This window comes from Pseudomonas sp. AC252, assembly GCF_979258105.1.
Map to the genome: position 1 here is coordinate 4,311,307 of NZ_OZ409837.1, position 22,568 is coordinate 4,333,874.

General features: G+C 59.8%; 26 protein-coding genes and 1 pseudogene. 13 read left to right on the plus strand and 14 right to left on the minus strand.

All coding sequences use genetic code 11. The annotated features are described in order from the left end of the window. Positions 1 to 23: 23 nt before the first annotated feature. Complete coding sequence (locus tag ACZZZ4_RS19730) at positions 24 to 305, minus strand: hypothetical protein (RefSeq protein ID WP_463537960.1); 282 nt, start codon at positions 303 to 305, stop codon at positions 24 to 26. A 278-nt stretch (positions 306 to 583) separates the two neighbouring features. Between ACZZZ4_RS19730 and ACZZZ4_RS19735 the strand changes: the two genes are divergently transcribed. Beyond that, positions 584 to 1,666: a hypothetical protein gene (locus tag ACZZZ4_RS19735; RefSeq protein WP_463548525.1), complete on the plus strand. Its 1,083-nt coding sequence runs from the start codon at positions 584 to 586 to the stop codon at positions 1,664 to 1,666. Between the two features lie 2 nt (positions 1,667 to 1,668). Beyond that, the gene (locus ACZZZ4_RS19740; RefSeq protein ID WP_415762936.1) at positions 1,669 to 2,022 is read left to right on the plus strand and encodes a DUF1428 domain-containing protein; all 354 of its coding nucleotides are present in this window, start codon (positions 1,669 to 1,671) and stop codon (positions 2,020 to 2,022) included. Between the two features lie 63 nt (positions 2,023 to 2,085). Here ACZZZ4_RS19740 and ACZZZ4_RS19745 read toward each other — a convergent pair whose 3' ends face one another. The 7 genes and pseudogenes from ACZZZ4_RS19745 to ACZZZ4_RS19775 all read right to left on the minus strand — a co-directional run. Continuing rightward, a complete protein-coding gene (locus tag ACZZZ4_RS19745; RefSeq protein WP_463548526.1) occupies positions 2,086 to 3,087 on the minus strand; it encodes a glutathione S-transferase family protein in 1,002 nt (333 codons plus the stop codon). 92 nt (positions 3,088 to 3,179) lie between these two features. Next, positions 3,180 to 4,181 carry a glycosyl transferase family protein gene (locus ACZZZ4_RS19750; RefSeq protein ID WP_463548527.1) on the minus strand — a complete coding sequence of 334 codons (1,002 nt, stop codon included), beginning with the start codon at positions 4,179 to 4,181 and terminating at the stop codon, positions 3,180 to 3,182. After that, positions 4,178 to 4,513, minus strand: coding sequence for a TusE/DsrC/DsvC family sulfur relay protein (locus ACZZZ4_RS19755; protein ID WP_463548528.1), 336 nt, complete (start codon positions 4,511 to 4,513; stop codon positions 4,178 to 4,180). Before ACZZZ4_RS19755 ends, ACZZZ4_RS19750 begins: the two co-directional genes overlap by 4 nt. Continuing rightward, positions 4,510 to 4,803: a sulfurtransferase complex subunit TusB gene (gene tusB / locus ACZZZ4_RS19760; protein ID WP_039762379.1), complete on the minus strand. Its 294-nt coding sequence runs from the start codon at positions 4,801 to 4,803 to the stop codon at positions 4,510 to 4,512. Before tusB ends, ACZZZ4_RS19755 begins: the two co-directional genes overlap by 4 nt. Continuing rightward, positions 4,803 to 5,159 carry a sulfurtransferase complex subunit TusC gene (gene tusC, locus ACZZZ4_RS19765; protein ID WP_039762381.1) on the minus strand — a complete coding sequence of 119 codons (357 nt, stop codon included), beginning with the start codon at positions 5,157 to 5,159 and terminating at the stop codon, positions 4,803 to 4,805. The genes tusB and tusC overlap by 1 nt, the downstream gene beginning before the upstream one ends. A gap of 2 nt (positions 5,160 to 5,161) precedes the next feature. Then, complete coding sequence (gene tusD, locus ACZZZ4_RS19770; protein ID WP_039762396.1) at positions 5,162 to 5,554, minus strand: sulfurtransferase complex subunit TusD; 393 nt, start codon at positions 5,552 to 5,554, stop codon at positions 5,162 to 5,164. Positions 5,555 to 5,733: 179 nt separating this feature from the next. Beyond that, positions 5,734 to 6,060, minus strand: a pseudogene (locus ACZZZ4_RS19775) (DUF6388 family protein); the annotation flags it as partial. 133 nt (positions 6,061 to 6,193) lie between these two features. Between ACZZZ4_RS19775 and ACZZZ4_RS19780 the strand changes: the two are divergent. Next, a complete protein-coding gene (locus ACZZZ4_RS19780) occupies positions 6,194 to 6,544 on the plus strand; it encodes a hypothetical protein (protein ID WP_039762384.1) in 351 nt (116 codons plus the stop codon). 104 nt (positions 6,545 to 6,648) lie between these two features. Here the strand turns inward: ACZZZ4_RS19780 and ACZZZ4_RS19785 are convergent, their stop codons facing one another. Next, positions 6,649 to 7,074: a GNAT family N-acetyltransferase gene (locus tag ACZZZ4_RS19785; RefSeq protein WP_463548529.1), complete on the minus strand. Its 426-nt coding sequence runs from the start codon at positions 7,072 to 7,074 to the stop codon at positions 6,649 to 6,651. Between the two features lie 151 nt (positions 7,075 to 7,225). Between ACZZZ4_RS19785 and ACZZZ4_RS19790 the strand changes: the two genes are divergently transcribed. The 3 genes from ACZZZ4_RS19790 (at position 7,226) to ACZZZ4_RS19800 (ending at position 9,207) form a co-directional block, all read left to right on the plus strand. Beyond that, the gene (locus tag ACZZZ4_RS19790) at positions 7,226 to 7,663 is read left to right on the plus strand and encodes a hemerythrin domain-containing protein (protein WP_039762387.1); all 438 of its coding nucleotides are present in this window, start codon (positions 7,226 to 7,228) and stop codon (positions 7,661 to 7,663) included. 219 nt (positions 7,664 to 7,882) lie between these two features. Next, on the plus strand, positions 7,883 to 8,518 hold the full coding sequence (locus ACZZZ4_RS19795; RefSeq protein WP_463548530.1) for a lytic polysaccharide monooxygenase auxiliary activity family 9 protein: 636 nt from the start codon (positions 7,883 to 7,885) through the stop codon (positions 8,516 to 8,518). A 98-nt stretch (positions 8,519 to 8,616) separates the two neighbouring features. Next, complete coding sequence (locus ACZZZ4_RS19800) at positions 8,617 to 9,207, plus strand: NUDIX domain-containing protein (protein WP_039762389.1); 591 nt, start codon at positions 8,617 to 8,619, stop codon at positions 9,205 to 9,207. A 1-nt stretch (position 9,208) separates the two neighbouring features. Here the strand turns inward: ACZZZ4_RS19800 and ACZZZ4_RS19805 are convergent, their stop codons facing one another. Beyond that, positions 9,209 to 9,724 (minus strand): methylated-DNA--[protein]-cysteine S-methyltransferase, encoded by a 516-nt coding sequence (locus ACZZZ4_RS19805; protein WP_463548531.1) that lies wholly within the window; start codon positions 9,722 to 9,724, stop codon positions 9,209 to 9,211. A gap of 150 nt (positions 9,725 to 9,874) precedes the next feature. Between ACZZZ4_RS19805 and ggt the strand changes: the two genes are divergently transcribed. From ggt to ACZZZ4_RS19820, 3 genes are all read left to right on the plus strand, one after another. After that, entirely contained in the window at positions 9,875 to 11,602 is a 1,728-nt protein-coding gene (gene ggt, locus ACZZZ4_RS19810; RefSeq protein WP_463548532.1) for a gamma-glutamyltransferase, read from the plus strand. A gap of 65 nt (positions 11,603 to 11,667) precedes the next feature. Beyond that, positions 11,668 to 12,201 carry a cysteine hydrolase family protein gene (locus tag ACZZZ4_RS19815; RefSeq protein WP_130000164.1) on the plus strand — a complete coding sequence of 178 codons (534 nt, stop codon included), beginning with the start codon at positions 11,668 to 11,670 and terminating at the stop codon, positions 12,199 to 12,201. 761 nt (positions 12,202 to 12,962) lie between these two features. Next, positions 12,963 to 13,976 carry a lysozyme inhibitor LprI family protein gene (locus ACZZZ4_RS19820; protein ID WP_463548533.1) on the plus strand — a complete coding sequence of 338 codons (1,014 nt, stop codon included), beginning with the start codon at positions 12,963 to 12,965 and terminating at the stop codon, positions 13,974 to 13,976. On the opposite strand, the gene ACZZZ4_RS19825 is transcribed toward ACZZZ4_RS19820, so the two are convergent. Beyond that, positions 13,946 to 14,287, minus strand: coding sequence for a DUF7693 family protein (locus ACZZZ4_RS19825; protein WP_463548534.1), 342 nt, complete (start codon positions 14,285 to 14,287; stop codon positions 13,946 to 13,948). The genes ACZZZ4_RS19820 and ACZZZ4_RS19825 overlap by 31 nt on opposite strands. Positions 14,288 to 14,447: 160 nt before the next feature. Between ACZZZ4_RS19825 and ACZZZ4_RS19830 the strand changes: the two genes are divergently transcribed. Continuing rightward, entirely contained in the window at positions 14,448 to 15,893 is a 1,446-nt protein-coding gene (locus tag ACZZZ4_RS19830) for a SulP family inorganic anion transporter (protein ID WP_463548535.1), read from the plus strand. On the opposite strand, the gene ACZZZ4_RS19835 is transcribed toward ACZZZ4_RS19830, so the two are convergent. Together ACZZZ4_RS19835 and ACZZZ4_RS19840 are read right to left on the minus strand one after the other, a co-directional pair. Next, a complete protein-coding gene (locus ACZZZ4_RS19835; protein WP_463548536.1) occupies positions 15,861 to 18,092 on the minus strand; it encodes a response regulator in 2,232 nt (743 codons plus the stop codon). The genes ACZZZ4_RS19830 and ACZZZ4_RS19835 overlap by 33 nt on opposite strands. A 187-nt stretch (positions 18,093 to 18,279) precedes the next feature. Continuing rightward, a complete protein-coding gene (locus ACZZZ4_RS19840) occupies positions 18,280 to 18,798 on the minus strand; it encodes a carboxymuconolactone decarboxylase family protein (RefSeq protein WP_130000214.1) in 519 nt (172 codons plus the stop codon). 131 nt (positions 18,799 to 18,929) lie between these two features. On the opposite strand from ACZZZ4_RS19840, the gene ACZZZ4_RS19845 reads away from it, so the two are divergent. Then, positions 18,930 to 19,745 (plus strand): AraC family transcriptional regulator, encoded by an 816-nt coding sequence (locus tag ACZZZ4_RS19845; protein WP_039762273.1) that lies wholly within the window; start codon positions 18,930 to 18,932, stop codon positions 19,743 to 19,745. Positions 19,746 to 19,748: 3 nt separating this feature from the next. On the opposite strand, the gene ACZZZ4_RS19850 is transcribed toward ACZZZ4_RS19845, so the two are convergent. Continuing rightward, positions 19,749 to 20,642: a DMT family transporter gene (locus tag ACZZZ4_RS19850; protein WP_463548537.1), complete on the minus strand. Its 894-nt coding sequence runs from the start codon at positions 20,640 to 20,642 to the stop codon at positions 19,749 to 19,751. Positions 20,643 to 20,731: 89 nt separating this feature from the next. On the opposite strand from ACZZZ4_RS19850, the gene ACZZZ4_RS19855 reads away from it, so the two are divergent. Together ACZZZ4_RS19855 and ACZZZ4_RS19860 are read left to right on the plus strand one after the other, a co-directional pair. Next, the gene (locus ACZZZ4_RS19855) at positions 20,732 to 22,063 is read left to right on the plus strand and encodes an aminotransferase-like domain-containing protein (RefSeq protein WP_463548538.1); all 1,332 of its coding nucleotides are present in this window, start codon (positions 20,732 to 20,734) and stop codon (positions 22,061 to 22,063) included. A 39-nt stretch (positions 22,064 to 22,102) separates the two neighbouring features. After that, positions 22,103 to 22,477 carry a c-type cytochrome gene (locus ACZZZ4_RS19860; protein ID WP_463548539.1) on the plus strand — a complete coding sequence of 125 codons (375 nt, stop codon included), beginning with the start codon at positions 22,103 to 22,105 and terminating at the stop codon, positions 22,475 to 22,477. The last annotated feature ends 91 nt before the right edge of the window (positions 22,478 to 22,568 follow it).

Genomic DNA, 22,568 nt, shown 5'->3' on the forward strand with positions numbered 1-22,568 from the left:
GAACGCCCTTTGTGCATCAGCCTTCAGTTGAAAAAACGAGCGTTCGCCTGGACGCGGGATCGCGCAGGCACCGAGGCCTCGTGATCGAGCAAATGGGTGGCGAGGATGTCGCTCAGAAAACGGAACTGATCGTTGATGCCGACCACTTCATTGCTGAAGTGGTTGCTGGCGGCGGGCATCAGCAGATCGTCGAAATCCTTGTTGAACACCAGCGTCTGCGCCTTGCGCGGCACGACGTGCTGTTGATAGTAGTTGCTGCCGAACACCGGGAAACTCACGGAGAGGGTGACTTGAGTGTGGGTCATGATGTGAACGCCTCGTTGTGTGTCGGATGTGCCAATCGTGCCGTTCATGAAGGGTGGGCGGAAGGCAATCGTGGCGATGGTGGTTATCGACGACAGTGATGATGAACAGGATCCCCTGTGGGAGCGGGCTTGCCCGCGAGAGCGGTGTGTCAGTCGATACATGTGGTGACTGATGCACCGCTTTCGCGAGCAAGCCCGCTCCCACATTGGTTATCAGCCAAGCAGTCACATGCCTATACTCAAACCTGCACCTCCCCAAGCCAAAGGACACCACCACCGTGAACCCGCGCGCGCTGGTCGTCGCCGCACTGTTTCTGCTGGCTGGCTGCGCCACCTCGGCCCGGGCACCGGTCAGTGCGCCACAGGCGGTGGTGGTGTCGGCGCAAACCTGGCAGCAGATCGACCGCGAAATCATCAGCGCCTCGCAGCAGGCCACCGAGCAGGTCAAGCTGTTCGCTCGTGGCTCGATGGAACATTGGCGCACGCGGATCTATCAGCAAACTGAAGAAAATTTCATCCCTTGGTTCAGCAGCTATTGGACTCAGGAATGGCTGTCGATGAAGGTCAGCTGGTACACGATCAGTGCTGGCGGCGAGCAGGACGCTTCGGCGAAACGCCTGGCGGCGTATCTACTTGAGCAATATCAGGAAAAAGTCCTTGCGCCGGTGGCAGTGGAGATTGATCCGGACGCGATCCTGGCTCAGTCCACGGCGTTCTACGCGCAATTGATGGCGCAGCAGATGCCGCTCATCGCCCAGCGCCATGGCGTGCCGATCGCACAGCTCAACGGACGCTTGCAGCAGATCCCGGCCATTGCCCTCGGCCCACCGCCGGCACGGGATGCTTCATTGTTCAAAGTCATCAGCACCGAGCCGCTGAACACCCTGCCGGCGTACGCCGCGCTGATCGACAAGATCCACACCGACGGCGGCGCCAAGGGCATTTCCTCCACCGACGCGGCGATGGCGCCGGTGGCCAAGCGCGCCAGCCAGCGCATCGAAGCGGAAATGGCCCCACGCGGCGCCGCCAGTGCGGTGGCGGCGGCCGCCGGGAAACTGGCCGGGGCGATGATTTCCGTCGGTGTGGCCGGCATCCGCGCAATCATCCAGGCCAACGACCGTCCGGACAGCGAAGCACTGATCCGCAGCAGCCTCGGCAATACCTTCGACAAAGCCTGGCAGAAGTTGCTGCAGAATCCGACCACAGGAGTGATGGCGGGCACGTTGCACATCGCCGGGCAGGTCGAGGGCAATTTGAGCGCTGGCGCAGAGCCGTCCGTCGGGCTGGGAAACAATCACGTCGAATGGCGCCCGCCGCAATCGACCAGTCAGCAGATCGAACCCAACCTGCAAGGAGAATGAACATGGCTTACATCGATATCTTCGTGGCGCCGGTGCCTGACGCCAATCATGCGCAATACAAAAAACACTGTGAGATCGCCGCCAGGCTGTTCAAGGAATATGGCGCCGTGGATGTCGTCCAGTGCTGGGGTGACGACGTACCGGAGGGCAAGCTCACGTCGTTCCCCCTGGCGGTCAAACTCAGGGAGGGTGAAACCGTCTCGTCCGGTTGGCTGATCTGGCCAGACAAGGCCACCCGCGATGCAGGTATGGCGAAAATGATGGAAGACCCGCGCATGCGGCCCGACGTCAATCCGATGGGTTTTGATGGCCAACGGATGATCTTCGGCGGTTTCAAAAGGCTCTCTGAATCCTGATGGCAGTACGAACGCCTGTGGCCGCGTGCAAGTGCAGCACGCGCCACAGAAGCTCGTCGACGATCAACCTCGACGCCAGACGCCGTTGCCGCTCAAGCGCGACCGATCATGCGGTCCGGTGAAGTCCTGCTTCGGACCTTTCGGCACCACACCGGTCGGGTTGATCGTCTTGTGGCTGCCATAGTAGTGATGCTTGATATGCTGGAAATCCACGGTCTCGGCGATCCCCGGCCACTGATACATCTCGCGCAGCCAGTTCGACAGGTTCGGGTAGTCGGCAATCCGCCGCAGGTTGCACTTGAAGTGCCCGTGGTAGACGGCGTCGAAGCGAATCATCGTGGTGAACAGGCGCACATCCGCTTCGGTCAGGTATTCGCCGCTCAGGTAGCGATTGGCACCCAGCAATTGCTCCAGATGATCCAGTTCGGCGAATACTTCATCGAATGCCTGTTCGTAGGCCTGCTGCGACGTGGCGAACCCGGCGCGATAGACACCGTTGTTCACCGCCGGATAGATCCGCTCGTTCAGGGCGTCGATCTCGTTGCGTAGCTGCGCCGGGTAGAAGTCCAGATCGTTGCCGGTGAGCCCGTCGAAGGCGCTGTTGAACATGCGGATGATTTCTGCCGATTCATTGCTGACGATGCGCTTGAGCTGCTTGTCCCACAGCACTGGCACCGTCACGCGCCCGGTGTAGTCGGGGGTATCAGCGGTGTAGCGCTGGTGCATGAAATCGAAATCATCGAGTTTGTCGCCGGTCGAACCGAGCGCCTTGTCGAAGGTCCAGCCGTTTTCCAGCATTAGCCAACTGACGACCGAAACGTCGATCAGGCTTTCCAGACCTTTGAGTTTGCGCAGAATCAGCGTGCGGTGCGCCCATGGGCAGGCGAGGGAAACGTAGAGGTGATAGCGCCCGGCTTCGGCAGCAAAACCGCCTTCACCGCTGGGGCCTGGCTGACCATCGGCGGTCACCCAGTTGCGGCGTTGCGCTTGTTCGCGCTGGAATGCGCCGTCCTTGCTGCTTTCGTACCACTTGTCCTGCCAGTGGCCGTCGACGAGTAAACCCATGATCAAGACTCCTGAAAACCAATATTCGTTGGAGTCGAGTCTATTCCGATGAGTTCGAACAAAAAGCGCAAAGATCGGGCGCTAATGATCGGTTAGATCGATGTATTTCGCGCTGCCCAATACTGCTCGGCCGTGGCGAAGGCTTGCTCGCGATCTTGACCAAGGCCGCGCAGGGCGAGGGCCATGGTCGCAATCAGGGCCATTTGCGGATAACTGTCGACCACATCGCCGCGCCATACGGCTTTCAAGTGTTCGATGTCCAGCGAGGCGGGTTTGACGTGGCGCTGCGCTGACAGCTGTGGCCATTCCTCGTCCCAGCTCTGACCACCGCTGGTGCCGTAAAGATGACTGGTGGCATCGGGGTTGATCTCGATTTCACCGCCATCGCCCTTGACCACAATTGCCGTGTCGCCGAGCAAGCCGCTGGCATCGCGATGCACCGCCTGGTAGCCGGGATGGAAAATGCTCTGCAGGCCACAACGTGCACCGAGCGGATTGAGGATTCGCGCCAGCGAGTGAATCGGCGAACGCAGGCCCAAGGTGTTACGCAGGTCGATCATCTTCTGCAATTGCGGCGCCCAGTCCATCAGCGGCATGAAAGCCAGTCCGCCGTTATCCAGCGCCGCGCCGACTTGTTGCCAGGTGCGGCACAGGGGAATGTTCAGTTCCCCCAGTAGTTGTTCGCTGTACAGGCGCCCGGCCGTGTGTGCGCCGCCGCCGTGCATGAAGATGCGCACGCCGTTCAGTGCCAGGCACTTGGCTGCCAGCAGATACCACGGCAGATGGCGTTTTTTGCCGGCATAGGTCGGCCAGTCCAGGTCGACATTCAAGGCCGGCGCCTGCAAGCGTTCGCGCAGGGCTTCGGTGAATCCGGCCATTTCCTCGGCGCTTTCTTCCTTGTGCCGCAGCAACATCAGGAAGGCACCGAGTTGCGTATCTTCGACCTTGTCGTCGAGCACCATGCCCATGGCCTCGCGGGCTTCCTCGCGCGTCAGGTCGCGGGCGCCGCGCTTGCCTTTGCCGAGAATGCGCACGAATTGTGCGAACGGGTGCTCGGCAGGCGTTTCGAGGGTCAATGCAGAAAAGTCGTTCATAGGCAATTCGTCGGTTTGGGCAGGCCCGCCAGTTTCGCGGCGAGTTTGGCAGGGGTGCCTTTGAACAGTCGGTTCAGGTGCAGGCTGTTGCCTTTGTCGGCGCCGAGTTTCAATGCGGTGTACTTGATCAGCGGTCGCGTCGCCGGCGACAGCTGGAATTCGGCGTAGAAACTGCGCAGCAGCTCGAGGACTTCCCAGTGTTCGGGGGTCAACTCGATGTCTTCGGCAGCGGCGAGGGCGCTGGCGACTTCGGCTGACCAGTCGCTGAGGTCAACGAGGAAGCCGTCCTTGTCCAGTTCGATGGCGCGGGCGCCGACGGTAAGGGAGTTCATAGCCAGCTGTTGACCTTGGCGTGATGAATCGACAGTTCGACGAAGGCCGGGTAGTCGATGGCCTCGGCCCAGTCCGGAATGTCGATCGCACGCGCCTGTGCGTCCTCAAGCAATACAAACAGCTTGATGGTTCGCTCTTGCAAAGCAGAAAACGCCACAGTGCCCGGTTGCAGCGCATACACCGCATCGCCGGACAACAACACAGCATCGGCGCTGCCGAGCAGGCGCAGGCAACTGATCAGGCGATCGTCGCCGAACGGAGAATGAGACAACACATGCAAAGTCGACATCAGAGAGTGATCACCTGATCGTAACGGTCAATAAGGGCGGTGATTTGCTCAGCGGCAAGCGGCTGCGCTTCTTCCAGCGACACGTTGCCGAGGCCGCGAGCACTGGCGCTTTGTGCGCAATAAAACAGTTCTTCGACACCAAACATCGGCAGCGCCTGCAGATTGGCGCTGAGGTCTTTCTGCTGCAAGGCCTTGGCGTTCTGTCCGGCGGCCAGTTGCAGCACGCCGTCATCGAGAAACAGTAAACCGATCGGCAGATCGAAGGCGCCACCGGCAAGCACGATGTCCAGCGCTTCCCGTGCGCCGGGGCCAGACCAGGGCGACTGGCGGCTGATGATCAACAGCGATTTGGCCATGTTCACGCGCCTCCGAAACAGATCAGGCGGTCAGCGTCCTGCACGGCATCGTGCAATTGCCCAAGACCGGACAGTTCCCACGGCGCGCTCACTGAAGTCGCTTCTCGCTGGTAACGTTTGGCTTCTTCTTCGTTCAACACACCACGGCGCAACGCGGCGGCGATGCAGACCACGCCGTCGAGTTGCTTTTCGTTGATAAAGGCGCGCCATTGCTTGGGCAAGTCCAGTTCATCCTGCGGCGTCACCACCGCATCGGAGGCGTTGAACACGCCGTCCTGATAGAAAAACAGCCGGACAATCTCATGTCCGCCAGCCAGCGCGGCCTGGGCAAACAGCAGGGCACGGCGCGAGGAGGGCGCATGGGCGGCGGAAAACAGCGCAATGGCGAACTTCATGATGGACTCGATCAGCGAAACTGCGGCCATGATAAAGCTTTATTGCGGCAGCCGCGAAACCCCAGTTTTACGCAGATTCCTTTGTAGTAGCTGCCGAAGGCTGCGATCTTTTGATTCTGCTCTTCAAGATCAAGATCAAGATCAAAAGATCGCAGCCTTCGGCTGCTCCTACATCGATTAGGGGTAATGCCGTAAAGATCGCAATACTCGACCCAGTCCATCCCGGCCATCTCCGCAACCTCCCGATGCACCTCAAGCCGTTGCGCCTGATAGTCCTCGGGCGAGTCAGCCGTCAATTGCAGTGTCAGTTCCCAGGCAAATAATCCCTGGCTTTCCGCCTCGGCCTCGAATGCCTCATGCAGGCGTTCTTCGCGATACTGTGCCTGAGTTTCGCCCTTGGCCTGAGCCAGCAGCGGGTTGAGGTGATCGAGGGTTTCCCGCAATTCGGGTCGCGCATCGAGAAACAGTTTCAGAGCCTGTTCATGTCGCTGGTCGCTAGGCGCCATGTAATTTCCTTGTGTGGCTGAAGATCTCAGGGTGCCGCAGCTGCTCGCGCGTGTCGCGCATAAAAACAGTAAAGCAGAACGATTTGCTGCCTTGCAGTGCTACAGTCCGCTTTTTTCTCGATGAGCGAATGCAATGCGAATGCTGATGGTAGCGCTGGCGGCGGCCCTGTTGGCCGGATGTGCCGGTTCGGTGATGAACGAGGCTCGCACCAAGAGCCCGGACAAGGTCCTGACCTCGGACAAGCCGGAGAAAGACGTCGCCCGGTGCGTGCAATTCGCCTGGCAGGACGAAGCGGTGTTTGGCGTCGACGCGGCGGCCTATCTGGAGCCGCGCGAGTCCGGCGGCACTACGGTCTACACGCGTTCGGCAGAGTCGTTTGTCGATGTGCTTACCGAAGCCTCGGGTACGACTTTGAATTACTACGCACAACAGAGTGATTTTGTCGCGATGCGACGGATGGCGGCGATGGCGACCTGCCTCTGACTGTGTGTCGAGGCGGCTGGCGCTTTCGCGAGCAGGCTCGCTCCCACAAGTTGAAATGCTTTCCAGTGTGGGAGCGAGCCTGCTCGCGCAAAAGAGCGACACAGTCAATCGATCAGCCGCTTCTGGAAAAAATGCCGCTTGTGCCCCAGCGGATAATCGACAATCTCGCCACATTCGCTGTATCCGACCTTTCTGTAAAACGCCGGCGCCTGGAAAGAAAAGGTGTCGAGCCAAATGCCCACGCATTTTTTCTCCCTGGCAAAGTCCTCGGCCATGCGCATCAATTTTGTGCCGATACCCTGACCACGACCTTGCTCCGGGACCGCGAGCAATTCGATGAACAACCAGCGGTAGAACGTGTGGCCATACAGGCCGCCGAGGATCTCGTCGTTTTCGTTACGCACCAGCAAGGCAATCGGCTCCCACGTGGATGGCCCGGCCTTGGCAACGTTGTGTGCACGCAAGGGCGCAAGAATCGCTGCGCGCTGTTCTTCGGTAGGGTTCTGCGTCAACTCGATACGCAAGTTCATGCATGACTTCCTTGTGTAATGGAGCGGTCAGCCTACCGCGTCCACACAGGTGCCTCCAACCCTCCGATCAAACAAGCGGAACCGTCAAACCAGCGCTGCGGTCTAGGCTTTTATCGCGTCTTTCCCTGAGCGCGATTGATGAGGACATCCCGTGAATATTTTTGAAGCCCTGCGCGAAAGCCACGAGCGCCAGCGCACTTATGCCAAAGCTCTGATCGCGACCAGCGGCGACAGCCCTGAGCGGGTCGAGGCTTACAAACAACTGAAAGCCGAACTGCAAGCGCACGAAACCGCCGAAGAGCGGCACTTCTACATCCCGTTGATGGAAATTGACGAAGGCGTTGACCTGAGCCGCCACGCCATCGCCGAGCACCATGAAATGGACGAGATGATGGAAGAGCTCGACGAGACCGAGATGTCCAGCCCGGCCTGGCTGGCAACGGCAAAGAAGCTATCGGACAAGGTCCATCACCACCTCGAGGAAGAAGAGCATAAGTTCTTCCAGATGGCCGGCAAGTTGCTCGACGATAAACAGAAAACCCAACTCGCTGGACAGTACGAAAAGGAGTATCAGGCGCAACTGCGTTGATCGGCCTCCAGCCGTTTCGTCAACTTGACGTGTAGGTGTTCAGCTATGCGTTGAGTACGAAGTTTCGTCGAGCACTGTTCATCCATTCAGTGTTTGCAGGATTTCATTCTTCCTTCCGGTAGCGCTGCGACAAAAGCGCCGATGGACAAAAATCCACCTCCGTTAGCTTGAAGGCCTCTCCTCGGGAAGGAGAGTTCTCAAATCAACGGAGTGAAAAACATGAATCAGGCAACTGCACAAACCCAACTGAAACACGGTCGCGTCATCTCGCCAGCGAGTCGCGGCGCGGTCGCCATCGACCTCGGCTTGCTCGGCGCCTGGCAAGTCAATGAAATGGAGGGTGGCAAGAACTTTCCGGCCATGGAAGTCGGACCGTTTCCGTCACCTTTCGAGACAGACTCCGCCAGCGTCGCGCCGCCGGCCGACGGTTACATTCTCAGCGGCGGCAAGACCGATGCCCGCGATTGCGTCAATTACACCAGCGACGAGATGAGCAAGAAGCTCGGTCGTTCGTTCAGTTGGCCGCTGCTTAATGTCGATCCGGGGCAGATGCTCAAAGTCACTTGGGCCTACACAGCGCCGCACACCACTCGGGGTTATCGCTGGCTGATCACCAATGACAGCTGGGATCCTCAGCAACGCATCACTCGTGCACAACTGGAAACCCAGCCGTTCTTCGAGGATTTCTACCCGCAGGTGCCGTATTACAGCCATGCCGGTGAATTGAAGGCGAAGGTCGATCACCAAGTGCAACTGCCGGCGAACAAGAAGGGCCACCACGTCATTGTGCTGATGTGGATCGTTGCCAACACCGGCAACGCGTTCTATCAGGCCTTCGACGTCGACTTCCAGTAACAGCGGCGGCTGAACGAGCCCGGTAGCGCTGCCGGGCTTTTTTGTCAGCGCAATTGTCCGACCATGGCCGTCCATTCATGAAGACAGGATCAGACGCGATGTCCAACACAGCCGAACGGGTCAACATCGTCGACACTCAGGTGTTGTCCCACGACTGGTATCTGCTGAAGAAAATCACCTTCGATTACCACCGCAACAATGGCGAATGGCAACGTCAGACCCGCGAGGTCTACGACCGCGGTAATGGCGCGGCGATTCTGCTGTTCAACCGCGAAAAGCGCACGGTAGTGCTGACCCGACAGTTCCGCTTGCCAGTCTTCGTCAATGGTCACGATGGATTGCTGATCGAGGTGGCTGCGGGGTTGCTGGAAGGTGCCGCGCCTGAGCAGCGCATTCGTGACGAAGCCGAGGAGGAAACCGGTTACCGCGTGCATGACGTGAAGAAGGTATTCGAGGCGTACATGAGCCCCGGTTCAGTGACCGAGAAGCTGCACTTTTTTGTCGCTGAATACGATGCCGCCTCCAAGGTCAGCGAGGGTGGCGGCCTGGAAGAGGAAACCGAAGAACTGGAAGTGCTCGAGTGGGGATTCGATGAGGCGCTGGCGGCGTTTCAGCGCGGCGAGATCTGCGATGCGAAGACCATCATGTTGTTGCAGTACGCAGCGATGAATAACCTCTTCGTTGCTTGAGTCAGAACAGCTCGCCTGTTTTCCCGAACGTTGACCATTGGCCACCTTCGAGCATCAGTAACCGCTCTTTGTTCTCCAGCCCACCGGCGAAACCCGTCAGCTTTCCCGAAGCACCGATCACTCGATGACACGGCGCAACAATGGAAATCGGATTGCGCCCGTTGGCGGCACCGACCGCTCGGACCGCCGTCGGATGGCCGATTTGCAGCGCTATCTGGCTGTAGGTGCGTGTCTCGCCAAACGGAATGGTCAGGAGGGCGGCCCAGACTTTTTTCTGGAATTCGCTGCCGACAAATTCCAGTTCCAGGTCGAAGCGATTCCGCGTGCCGGCGAAATACTCATCGAGTTGCCGCGCGGTCTTCATGAGGACCGGATTGTCCGGGGCTTCGCTCATCGGTCCCAGCCTCACCCGGTTCGGTTTGTCGTTTTCCCAGAGGATGGCGGCGAGTCGGCTGCCGTTCGCGACCAGCTTCAACTCACCGACCGGCGAGGGCAGGGTGATGAACGTGCAAGACATGATGGCGACTCCAGAGCTGGGCATTAATGCGGCCCAGCATACTGGCTGAACGGGGAGGCGCAATACGCAAAGCCGACCATACTGCTTGTTGCTCCTGAAGCGTTGCCCTGCGTTTGGCGCAGTCCTCAACAACAAAAAAGAGATCGACTCATGAAGTACGAACCTTTGGCCAGATCGCTCATTGCGACCTCCCTGGCGCTCAGCTGTCTCATGGCTCACGCGGCATCCGTGGCGCCGGTTGCGGCGGAAAACGGCATGGTGGTCACCGCGCAACATCTGGCGACCCACGTGGGTGTCGACGTTTTGAAAAACGGCGGCAATGCCGTGGATGCGGCGGTGGCCGTGGGCTATGCACTGGCGGTGGTTTATCCGGCTGCGGGCAACCTTGGCGGCGGCGGGTTCATGACCATCCAACTGGCAGACGGGCGCAAGACCTTTCTCGATTTCCGTGAGAAAGCCCCGCTGGCAGCGACGGCGAACATGTATCTGGACAAGGACGGTAATGTCGTTCCGGACCTGAGCACGCGCGGTCACCTGGCGGTCGGCGTGCCGGGCACCGTGTCTGGCATGGAGCTGGCCCTGAGCAAATACGGCACCAAGCAGCGCAAGGACATGATTGCCCCGGCGATCAAACTGGCCGAAGACGGTTTCGAGCTGCAGCAGGGCGATGTCGAACTGTTGGAGTACGCCACCGACGTGTTCAAGAAGGACATGCGCGATTCCGGCTCGATCTTCCTCAGCAACGGCGAGCCGATGCAGGTGGGGCAGAAACTGGTGCAGAAGGATCTGGCGAAAACCCTGCGAACGATTTCCGACAAGGGCGCCGACGGCTTCTACAAAGGCTGGGTCGCCGATGCCATCGTCACCTCCAGTCAGGCCAACAAAGGCATCATCACCCAGGCTGACCTCGACAAATACAAAACCCGCGAACTGGCCCCGGTGGAATGCGATTATCGCGGCTATCACGTGGTCTCGGCGCCGCCGCCAAGCTCCGGCGGGGTGGTGATCTGCCAGATCATGAATATTCTCGAAGGCTATCCGATGAAGGACCTGGGCTTTCATTCGGCTCAGGGCATGCATTACCAGATCGAAGCCATGCGCCATGCCTACGTCGATCGCAACAGCTATCTGGGCGATCCGGATTTCGTGAAAAACCCGATCGAGCATCTGCTGGACAAGAACTACGCGACCAAACTGCGCAACGCCATCCAGCCGCAAAAGGCCGGCATCTCGGCCGAGCTCAAGCCCGGCGTCGCGCCCCACGAAGGCAGCAACACGACGCATTATTCAATTGTCGACAAGTGGGGCAATGCCGTTTCGGTGACTTACACCCTCAATGACTGGTTCGGCGCGGGCGTGATGGCGAGCAAGACCGGGGTGATCCTCAACGACGAAATGGACGACTTCACCTCCAAGGTCGGCGTGCCGAACATGTATGGGCTGGTTCAAGGCGAGGCCAACGCTATCGCACCGGGCAAGGCGCCGCTGTCGTCGATGAGTCCGACCATCGTCACCAAGGACGGCAAAGTGGTAATGGTGGTCGGCACGCCGGGTGGCAGCCGGATCATCACCGCAACCTTGCTGACCATACTCAACGTCATTGACTACGGCATGGGCTTGCAGGAAGCGGTCGACGCACCGCGCTTCCATCAGCAATGGATGCCGGAAGAAACCAACCTCGAAGACTTCGCCGCCAGCCCGGATACGAAAAAGATCCTGGAGAGCTGGGGCCACAAGTTTGCCGGCCCGCAGGACCCCAACCACATTGCTGCAATTCTGGTGGGAGCGCCGTCGCTGGGAGGCAAACCGGTTGGCAAGAATCGCTTCTACGGCGCCAACGATCCACGGCGCAATACCGGCTTGTCATTGGGTTACTGAGCGGAGTAAAAAGGGGCGGGCTCAGGTCCGCCCCATTCTCAAGGATTGATCAAGGAAGGCTCGACATGACCACCGCATTACTGATCATCGATGTCCAGCAGGCGCTGTGTGCTGGTGAATATCAGTGTTTTGAAATCGACCGTGTGATCGCCACGATAAATGGTCTGAGCCAACGCGCCCGCGATGCCGGCGTTCCGGTGGTGCTGATTCAACACGAAGAAAAGGACGGTCCGTTTGTGCGCGGTGCTGACGGTTGGCAACTGGCCAAAGATCTGCTGACTTCGACGAAAGACCTGAACGTAGACAAAACCACCGGGGACTCTTTCTACCAGACCGATCTCGGCAAGCTGCTGCCCAGCGAAGATTTTGAGCGACTGGTCATCTGCGGCTTGCAGACTGATTACTGCGTCAACGCCACAGTTCGCAGTGCGCATGAGCTGGGCTACGACGTCGTTGTTGCGAGAGATGCGCATTCAACAGTCGACAACGGCACCATGAGCGCCGACGACATCATTGCCCAACACAACAAGGACTTCGCTGCGCTCACCGGTTCCGTAGCGCGAGTCGATGTCAAACCGGCCGCCGACATCACTTTCTAACCGTACACACCCCACCTTGTGGGTTGCCGGGGATGGCGGGTGTAGCGCGAAATCCTGTGGGAGTGGGCTTGCTCACGAAGGCGGCCGGTCAGGCAATTTATTTGTGGCTGACAGACCGCTTTCGCGAGCAAGCTCGCTCCCACATTGGTTTTGTGGGTTGCCGGGGATCGGGGGTGTAGCGCGAAATCCTGTGGGAGTGAGCTTGCTCACGAAGGCGGCAGGTCAGGCAATTTATCTGTGGCTGACACACCGCTTTCGCGAGCAGGCTCGCTCCCACATTGGTTTTGTGGGTTGCCGGGGATCGCGGGTGTAGCGCGAAATCCTGTGGGAGTGGGCTTGCTCACGAAGGCGGCAGGTCAGGCATTTTATCGGTGGCTGACACGCCGCCTTCGCGAGCAAGCTCGCTCCCACATTGGTTTTGTGGGTTGCCGGGGATCGCGGGTGTAGCGCGAAATCCTGTGGGAGTGAGCTTGCTCACGAAGGCGGCAGGTCGGGCGATTTATTTGTGGCTGACAGACTGCTTTCGCGAGCAAGCTCGCTCCCACATTGGTTTTGTGGGTTGCCGGGGATCGCGGGTGTAGCGTGTAATCCTGTGGGAGTGGGCTTGCTCACGAAGGCGGCAGGTCAGGCAATTTATTTGTGGCTGACACACCGCCTTCGCGAGCAGGCTCGCTCCAAGGTGACTGAGTGTTCTACGACAACGGCGATTTACGGCAGCAGCACTGGCATACTCCCCGCCATCCGAAGAATGGAATCTCTCGATGTTCGCTATCTCCCTGCGTAACACCCTGGCGCTGGCAACGCTCGCGCTGGCCTGCAGCACCCACGCCAGCAGTTTCGATTGCACCAGCGCCGCCGGCAAAGCCGAAACAGCCATTTGCAACGACCCGTACCTCTCGAGCCTCGACGACAAACTCGCTGAACAATGGCGGACCACGCTGGGCAACGTTACCGATCCCAAAGCCCTGAAAACCGACCAACGCCAATGGCTGAAAAACCGCAACGCTTGCGGTACCCAGAGCGCGTGTCTGCGTCGTGAATATCTGATGCGCCTCACCGAACTCGAACATGCGGTCAAACCGTTCAGTTGGGACGCTACTTGGCAATTGATCCCGCCCGGCACTTCGACTTCGGCGACCCTTGTCACCCAACCTCGTGATGCCACGCATATCGCCATCGATATCTCGGCAGGCGAGGGCGCCAACTCCGGAGACTTGACCGGCGTTGCCATACTCAAGGATGGGATAGCCGTGTATGCCGAGGACGACTGCAAACTCACCTTCACGCCCATCAATGGCGTACTGAACGTCACGCAAACCGGTGCGGATTCCGACTGCGGCGGTGGCATGGGCGTGTATTACGCCGGTCGCTATATCGCCTCCGAACAACCGCTGACCCTGGATTACGATCTGCTCAGCCTGGGTCTGGCTCGCACACCCGCAGAAGACCAGGTACTGCGTTCGCTGCTCAAGAATGATTACCAGAAGCTGGTAGAGACCTCGGGTTCCTTGCAGGTCGGCGAGGATTCAAAGGATGTACCTGATACACAGGTCGTGGAAATGTGGATGCGCGGTCTCGGCGGCATCGGCATCCTGATGAGCGCGGCCGACGCGCAGGTCTGGCTGATCTTCAAAAGCTACGATGACCAGGGCCAGGAACATCTGCGGTACTACACCAACGTGACGAAGTGGAAGAATCGCTTGCCCGATGTGCTGCAGGGCTGGTACGACCGCATGCAGGAAAATCATTCACCGATTCTGGAAATGGTGCCCTGAACGTCGAGCCGATTCGCCTCACGCAATAACCGCTCGATCTGCGCCAGTTCCCACGTGCTGAGCAAGCTCACCGGGTCTGTGCCATAACGCTGCCACGTGTCCAGCGTCGCTTCATCCCCGGCGCAGTTGCGAGCGAATTCACAGTGATGCAAATGTCCGTCGGCGAAGTCCAGCAGCAGATGCCAATCCTCGATATCAACGGCAATCAGCCCGGACTCGGACATTACCTCGCAGACTTCGAACGCAAGCACGCCCAGCGCCACTTCGCGCAAACGCTGACACACATCCCGGGCGGACAAAAACGCTGACATGCTGCGACTCGATTCAATGGGCAAGTCGGCAAGGATAAGCCCCGCGCCAATCGGTGTCAGCGTTTCACTGGCCCGAGGCCGAACAATTCCGTAACATTCGCCTCCCTCTTTTTTCGCGAAAACAGCGGCCGTGCCCGACGGCCGCTCAGTCAGGTAAGCCATGAAACCGATTCGTCTGCGCGCCGATGTCCTCGCCGGACTCACCACCTCGTTTGCCCTGTTGCCCGAATGCATTGCTTTTGCGCTGGTGGCGCATCTCAACCCGCTGATGGGCCTGTACGGCGCGTTCATCATTTGTACGCTGACCGCATTGTTCGGCGGCCGGCCAGGCATGGTTTCCGGTGCGGCGGGTTCGATGGCGGTGGTGATCGTCGCGCTGGTGGTGCAACACGGCGTGCAGTATTTGCTGGCGACGGTGCTGCTCGGCGGTCTGATCATGATGGCGTTCGGGCTGTTGCGCCTGGGCAAACTGGTGCGCATGGTGCCGCATCCGGTGATGCTCGGTTTCGTCAACGGCCTGGCGATCATCATTGCTCTGGCGCAACTGGAGCATTTCAAGAGCGGCGAGCACTGGCTCAGCGGTACGCCGTTGTACCTGATGACCGGGTTGGTACTGCTGACCATGGCCATCGTTTACATCCTGCCGCGCCTGACCAAAGCGGTGCCGCCGGCCCTGGTGGCAATCCTTGGTGTCGGCCTGCTGGTCTACCTGTTCGGCCTGCCGACCCGCACGCTCGGCGACATGGCGCACATTGCCGGCGGTCTGCCGACGTTCGCCATGCCGGACATTCCATGGAGCCTGGAAACCCTGCGCATCATCGCCCCGTACGCGATTCTGATGGCGATGGTCGGCCTGCTAGAAACCTTACTGACACTGAACCTGACCGACGAAATCACCGAAACCCGTGGCTACCCGGATCGTGAATGTGTGGCGCTCGGCGCGGCGAACATGGTGTCCGGCGCGTTCGGCGGCATGGGTGGTTGCGCAATGATCGGCCAGACCGTGATCAACCTCAGCTCCGGCGGGCGCGGGCGTTTGTCAGGCGTGGTCGCTGGCGTGCTGATCCTGTTGTTCATTCTGTTTCTGTCGCCGCTGATCGAGCGTATTCCGCTGGCCGCGCTGGTAGGCGTGATGGTCGTAGTGTCGCAGCAGACCTTCGCCTGGGCGTCGTTGCGCGTGATCAACAAGGTGCCGGCGCACGATGTGCTGGTGATTATCGCCGTGACCACCATCACGGTGTTCACCGATCTGGCCACGGCGGTGCTGTGCGGGATCATCATCGCCGCGCTCAACTTTGCCTGGCAGCAGGCGCGCGAACTGTACGCCGATGAACATCTGGAGGCCGATGGCAGCAAACTCTATCGCCTGCACGGCACGCTGTTCTTCGCCTCGACCACGCCGTTTCTCAACCAGTTCGATCCGGCCAACGACCCGGCCAAAGTCACTCTCGACTGCCGACACCTGAGCTTTGTCGATTATTCGGCGATCGCCGCGTTGAAAACCCTGCGTGAACGCTACGCCAAGGCTGGCAAGCATTTACAGGTGTTTCATCTGTCGGAACGCTGCAAGAAATTACTCAAGCGCGCTGGCGTCGATCACGACTGACGCCGCTGGCGTTGCGTCCTTCAGCCAGGTCTTGCCGAGAATTCGCGAGACCTGTTCGGCGGAGTAGGGCTTGGCGAGAAACTCGAAACCTTCGTAACCACTGCGAGCCAGCTCTTCGCTGTAGCCGGAAGTCAGAATCACCGGCAGATCAGGGCGGCGCTGGCGCAGTTCTTTGGCCAAAGCGACACCAGTGATGCCCGGCATGACCACGTCGGAAAACACCGCGTCGAACGCCATGGCATCGCTGCCGGCCAATTGCAGGGCTTCTTCGGCGTTGGTCGCCCACGCGGTTTCATAGCCCAGATCCTGGAGGATCTGATTGGCGAAACGGCCGACATCGAGATTGTCCTCGACCACCAGCACCCGGCGTTTTTCGCACGCCGGCTGCACCTCGCCATTGTCCTCTGCCTCATCCTCTTCTGCCTCGATCGCCGGCACTTGCGGCAAATACAAGGTGAACTCGGTGCCTTGGCCGAGCACGCTGGAGACATCGACGTTACCTCCGGATTGCTTGGCGAAGCCGAACACCTGCGACAGCCCCAGCCCCGTGCCCTTGCCGACCGCTTTGGTGGTGAAGAACGGCTCGAAAATATGTTCCAGGGCGTGTGCGTCGATGCCGGCACCGGTGTCGGCCAGGGCAATCGACACGAAGTGGCCGTTGGAACCGGCGTGGCCGCGAATCGCCGGCAGCGGTTTGTGGCATTCCAGGCGTAGCTTCAATTCACCCTGACCGTCCATGGCGTCGCGGGCGTTCAGGGCGATGTTGATCAACGCGGTTTCAAACTGACTGAGGTCGACACGGATGTAGCAGGGGTGATCCGGGCGCTCGACGCACACGTGTATCTGCGCGCCGGTGACCGATTCGAGCATCTCGCCGATATTGGCCAGACGTTCGCCGGCATCGACCACTTGCGGATTGAGCGGCTGGCGGCGGGCGAAGGCGAGCAGTTGGCTGGTCAGTTTCGAGGCACGCTCGACCGTGTCGGACACCGCACGCATATAGCGCTGGCGGCGTTCTTCCGAGAGGTTGGGCTGGCGCAGAAAGTCCACCGACGAGCGAATGATCGTCAGCAGATTGTTGAAATCATGAGCAACGCCGCCAGTCAGTTGACCAATGGCTTCGAGCTTTTGTGACTGGCGCAACGCCGATTCGGCCTGAGCCAGACGCAGGCTGCGTTCCTCGACCCGCTGTTCCAGTGTGGCATTCAGTTCGGCCAGCGCCAGTAAACCTTCGCGCACGTTGGCGTCGGCACGCACCCGTTCGATATGCGCCCAGCAACGTTCGGTGACTTCGTTGAGCAGCGCCTGTTCGAAGTCCGACCAGATGCGCGGTACTTTGTCGTGGATGGCCATTAACGCAGTAAGGCGACCTTGCTTGATCAGCGGCACACAAATGGTGGAGGTGATGCCGATGGCCTGGAAGGTCGCCGATTCCTCCGGCGGCAACTCGCTGCGGTTGTCGTGAATGACCAGCGGTTCACCGGCGCGCAGCAGACGCACTGCCTTCTCACCGAAATCGCGCAATTGATAATGGCCGACAATGCTCGGTGAACCCTGCGCCGCGTAATCGCCACGAATGGTGAAACCGTCTTCGTCGGCATCCATATCGGCGTAGGCGCAGTTGGACAGTTGCAATTGCTCGACCATCAGCCGCGTGCTCGCCGCCAGGATCGCTTGCGCATCCGTAGCGTTGGTTACCGCGTTGCCAATGGCATCGAGGACGGCCAGGCGGCGGTTGAGATAAACGGTCTGGGTGGTTTCGGTAACGGTGTCGATCATGCCGACGACATTGCCGTGGGAGTCGCGAATCGGGCTGTAGCAGAAAGTGAAGAACGCCTGCTCCGGCCCCTTGCCGCGCTCGATCTGCAGGGCGAAGTTTTCGATGTAAGTGGCCTGGCCGGCATACGCGGCCTCGGCGATCGGGCTGATCTCATGCCAGGCTTCCTTCCAGATGTCGCTGAAAGGACGTCCCAACGCGTGCGGCTTGTCGCCAAGAATCGGTACGAAGGCGTCGTTGTAAAGGGTGATCAGTTGTGGGCCCCAGACGATCGCCTGAGGGAAATGCGACGCGAGACTGAGCGAGACGGTGGTCTTGAGTACATCGGGCCAGTTTTCCAACGGGCCGAGGGGCGAATTCGCCCAGTCGTGACGGCGAATCTGCCCGGCCATCTCGCCATTGTCCTGCAACCAGTCTGTCATGGGGTTCGTGCTTTTCCGGGCGTCTGTCTGAGACAAAGACCTTCGCGCAGGGTGTTTGGTTTCAGCACAGCAGGCACTTGTTTGCGCAACAGGATCTCTGGACATGCATGATGGCAGCAAAAATGTGCGCTGGCGAAAGTGGGTGCCCCTTCGCCAGCGGTTATTTCGCGGTTTTTTGAACCACTGCTCAGGCATCGATTGCCGGGAAGTCGATATCGGTGAGCGCGGTGTTGTTCAGGTAGTTGGTCAATGTCTGCACGGCCACCAGGGCAATCACTTCGATGATCTTGCGGTCATCGATACCGGCAGCGCGGGCAGCGGCCAATTGTTCATCGCTCAAGTGGCCACGGGTTTCGGTCAGTTGGCGGGCAAGGGCGGCGTAGGAATTCAGTTCGCCTTGACGGGCCGCGATGATGTCCTCCGCCGACAGCCCGGCCTTGCCGGCAAACACGGTGTGTGCGGACAGGCAATAGTCGCAACCGTTGACCTGCGAAGTGGCGAGGTAAACGGCTTCTTTCTCTTTGCCGCTCAACGAGGTCTTGCCGAGGATGGCCGAGGCTTGCAGGTAAGTGTCGAGGGCGACCGGCGCCTGGGCGAGGGTGGTAAAAACGTTGGGCAGGAAACCAATTTTTTTCTTCACGCCTTCCAGTGCAGGACGGGTGGCATCGGTGGCGGTGTCGAGGCTGATTGCAGGGATGCGGCTCATGGTGATTCTCCGAAATTCCGCAGCGAAGTGCAGCGGCGATGGAGAGATCTTAGGGGCTGCCAATGGCGCTTTGGCGGCAAATCGTCGAGGATATGCGGCAGATCGTCCAGATATGCCTTCGGGAGTCAGCCATGGATCGCCTTTCCACATTACTCAGTCATTTCGGCGTGAACGCCGGCACCTTCCATAGCGGCGCGTTTTGTGGCGTGAGCATTCACGAAGGCGAACCGGTCGGCCATGTGCATGTTCTGCAAGCCGGGGCGTTGCTGCTCAAACCGGGCAACGAGCGGGAGATCCGTCTGGACGAACCGTCACTGATTTTCTTTCCCCGGCCCTTCACTCACCGGATGTCTGCCGACGAAGCCATGGCCAGCCAAGTGGTGTGCGCCTCGCTGACCTTCGACGGCGGTTCGGGCAATGCCCTGGCCGCTGCGTTACCCGACTATCTGGTACTGAAACTCACCGATATTCCGGAATTGCGCAGCACCCTTGACTGGTTGTTCAGCGAGGCCTTTGAGGGCCACTGTGGGCGGGTGGCGGTGATGGATCGCCTGTTCGAATTGCTGGTGATTTTGCTGCTGCGCCATCTGATTGGCAGTCGCGATCAGCAGCCGGGCATGATGGCCGGGCTGGCTGACGCACGTTTATCCCGCGCCTTGAACCTGATTCACGAGCAACCCCACAAACCGTGGAGCGTTGCCGACCTCGCCGCTGCAGCGAACCAGTCCCGCGCCGGTTTCGCCGAGCAGTTTCGCCGCGTGGTCGGGCAGACGCCGGCCGATTACCTGTTGAGCTGGCGCGTCAGCCTCGCGCAGAAACGCCTGCGCGAAGGCCGCCCGATTGCACTGATTGCCGAGGAGGTTGGATACGAAAGTCCGTCGGCGCTGGCCCGGGCGTTTCGGCGCAAGACCGGGCTCAGTCCACGGCAATGGAAAGCCGGACACTGAACATTACCTGGCGAATTTCTTCGCTCCGGCCACGCAAAGAATCACCCCCAGTGTGACGCCGAGCATGCCGACACTGACCTGCTCATGCAGCAATGTCGCCGCCAGTGCCAGACCAAAAAACGGTTGCAGCAGCTGCAGCTGCCCGACCGCGGCGATCCCGCCCTGAGCCAGGCCGCGGTACCAGAACACGAAGCCGATCAGCATGCTGAACAACGACACATATCCCAGGCACAGCCACGCCGACACGCTGATGTTGGCAAACGAGGCGGGCGCCAGCCACAGGCTCAGCAGCGCCATCAGCGGTAATGACAACAGCAGCGCCCAGCAGATCACCTGCCAGCCGCCGAGGCTGCGTGACAGTTTCGCGCCTTCGGCGTAACCAAGGCCGCAGGCCAGGATCGCCGCGAGCATCAGCAAGTCCCCGGTCGGCGAGGCGCTCAGCCCTTGAGACAAGGCGAAGCCCACCACCAGCGCACTGCCCAGTATCGAGAAGATCCAAAACACCGGTCGTGGCCGCTCACCCCCACGCAAAACTCCAAACATCGCCGTGGCCAGCGGGAGCAATCCTACAAACACGATCGAATGCGCCGACGTTACGTGCTGCAATGCCAACGCAGTCAACAGCGGAAAACCCAACACCACGCCCAGCGCCACAATCAACAGCGACAGCCACTGATGACGCGCCGGTCGCCGCTGTTTGAACATCAGCAAAAGCGCCACCGCCAACGCTCCCGCAATGGCTGCTCGCACGACGGTCAGAAATACCGGATCGAATTCCAGCACCGCCAGACGTGTCGCCGGCAGCGAACCGCTGAAAATCAGCACGCCGATAAAACCGTTGATCCAGCCGCTGGTTTTTTCCAGCGCCGGGTTGGCCGAAGTGGATGTTGTGTGCATGTCGGTCGCGCTCAAGAAGTGGCTTGTGTCGCCGTGATCCTAGGGCTGAGAATCAGCACAATCAAAAAATTGTCATGGATACAGCCGACATGCCCCGTTCCCGTTACAAAACTCTGGTAGACCGTTACGCGGCGGACATTCGTGGCGGACGATTGGCGCCGGGTACGCGATTGCCAACGCATCGGCAACTGGCAGCGCAGGAAGGACTGGCGCTGGTGACCGCATCACGGGTTTACGCCGAGCTTGAGGCGATGGGCCTGGTCAGCGGCGAAGCCGGGCGTGGCACTTTTGTCCGGGAAACGTCGCTGGCGCCGGGGCAGGGCATCGATCAAAAGGACGTGGCGGTCGGCATGATCGACCTGAATTTCAACTATCCATCGTTGCCCGGTCAGGCCGAGCTGTTGCGTACTGCGTTGCGTCAACTGGCGTTGTCCGGTGATCTCGAAGCGCTGCTGCGTTATCAGCCCCACGCCGGGCGTGCCCACGAGCGCGCCGCAGTCGCGCAACATTTGTCGGCACGCGGCGTGACGGTCGAAGCTGCGCAGGTGCTGATTGTCAACGGCGCTCAGCAGGGCCTGGCGGTAACGCTGATGGCGCTGCTTAAACCCGGCGATGTGATCGCCGCCGATGCGTTGACCTATTCCGGGTTCAAGGTGCTGGCCGACGCGTTGCATCTGGAAGTGCTGGCGATTCCGATGACGCAACAGGGTCCGGACTTGCCGGCACTGGACAGACTCTGTCGCCAGCGTGCAGTGCGCGCCGTGTACTGCATGCCGACGCTGCACAATCCGCTGGGCTGGGTCATGCCATTGGAACAGCGCGAGCAATTGATCGCGATTGCGCGTCGCCACGATCTGACGATCATTGAAGACGCGGCCTACGCGTTTCTGGTCGAGAACCCGCCATGTCCGCTGATTGAACTGGCACCGGAACGGACGTTTTACGTATCGGGGCTGTCGAAAAACATTGCCACCGGATTGCGGGTCGGCTTCGTTGCCGCGCCGTTGCCTCAAGTGTCCGGACTGGAGCGGATCATTCGCGCAACGACGTGGAACACGCCCGGGGTCATGACCGCCATCGCCTGCGGCTGGCTCGATGACGGTACAGTGACACTGCTTGAACAGCAGAAACGCCACGATGCCATGGCCCGACAGGCCTTGGCGGCCGAGTTGCTGAATGGGCTGCGCTACATCGCTCATCCGGCCTCGTATTTTCTGTGGCTACCGTTGCCCGAAGACGTGCGCGCCGATCAGGTCGTTGTCGAGCTTATGCGGCAGCAGATTTCCGTTACCAGTGCAGAGCCGTTTTCGCTGTCTGCCAATACGCCCCATGCGATTCGTCTGGCGCTCGGGTCGGTGGACATGCAGGTGTTGCGTCAGGCGTTGATCACTGTCAGGACGATTGTCGGCGCTTATCTGTAAACTGCGCCCACGCCATGAAAAGCCAGTTTGGACTGTTCAATGAAATTCACCACAACACTGTTTCTCGCTTTGCTCTTCAGCACCAGCGCTCAGGCTGAGGGCGATCCTGAGGCCGGGGCGAAAATCTTTCCGCGTCTGTGCGGCGGTTGCCATCAGGTTGGCGAGTCGGCTCGTCCGGGGTTTGGTCCGCAGTTGAACGGCATCATTGGCCGGGCTGCGGGGACTTCGGCCAATTATGTTTATTCCGATGCGATGAAGAACTCGGGGATTACCTGGGATCGGGCGACGCTCAAGGCGTATTTCGAGGATCCGAAAGGGGTGGTGCCGGGGACGCGGATGATTTTCTGGGGGCTGAGTGATGAGGAGAAGCTGGAGAATCTGTTGGCTTATCTGCAGAAGTTCAGTGCTGAATAATTACGGGAACGCGCCGTTCCAGGGCGTTTTGGTAGTTTTGACCGGGTACATATCCATTGCTGCGGTAATGGCGGCTTAGGGTTTCGCCCTT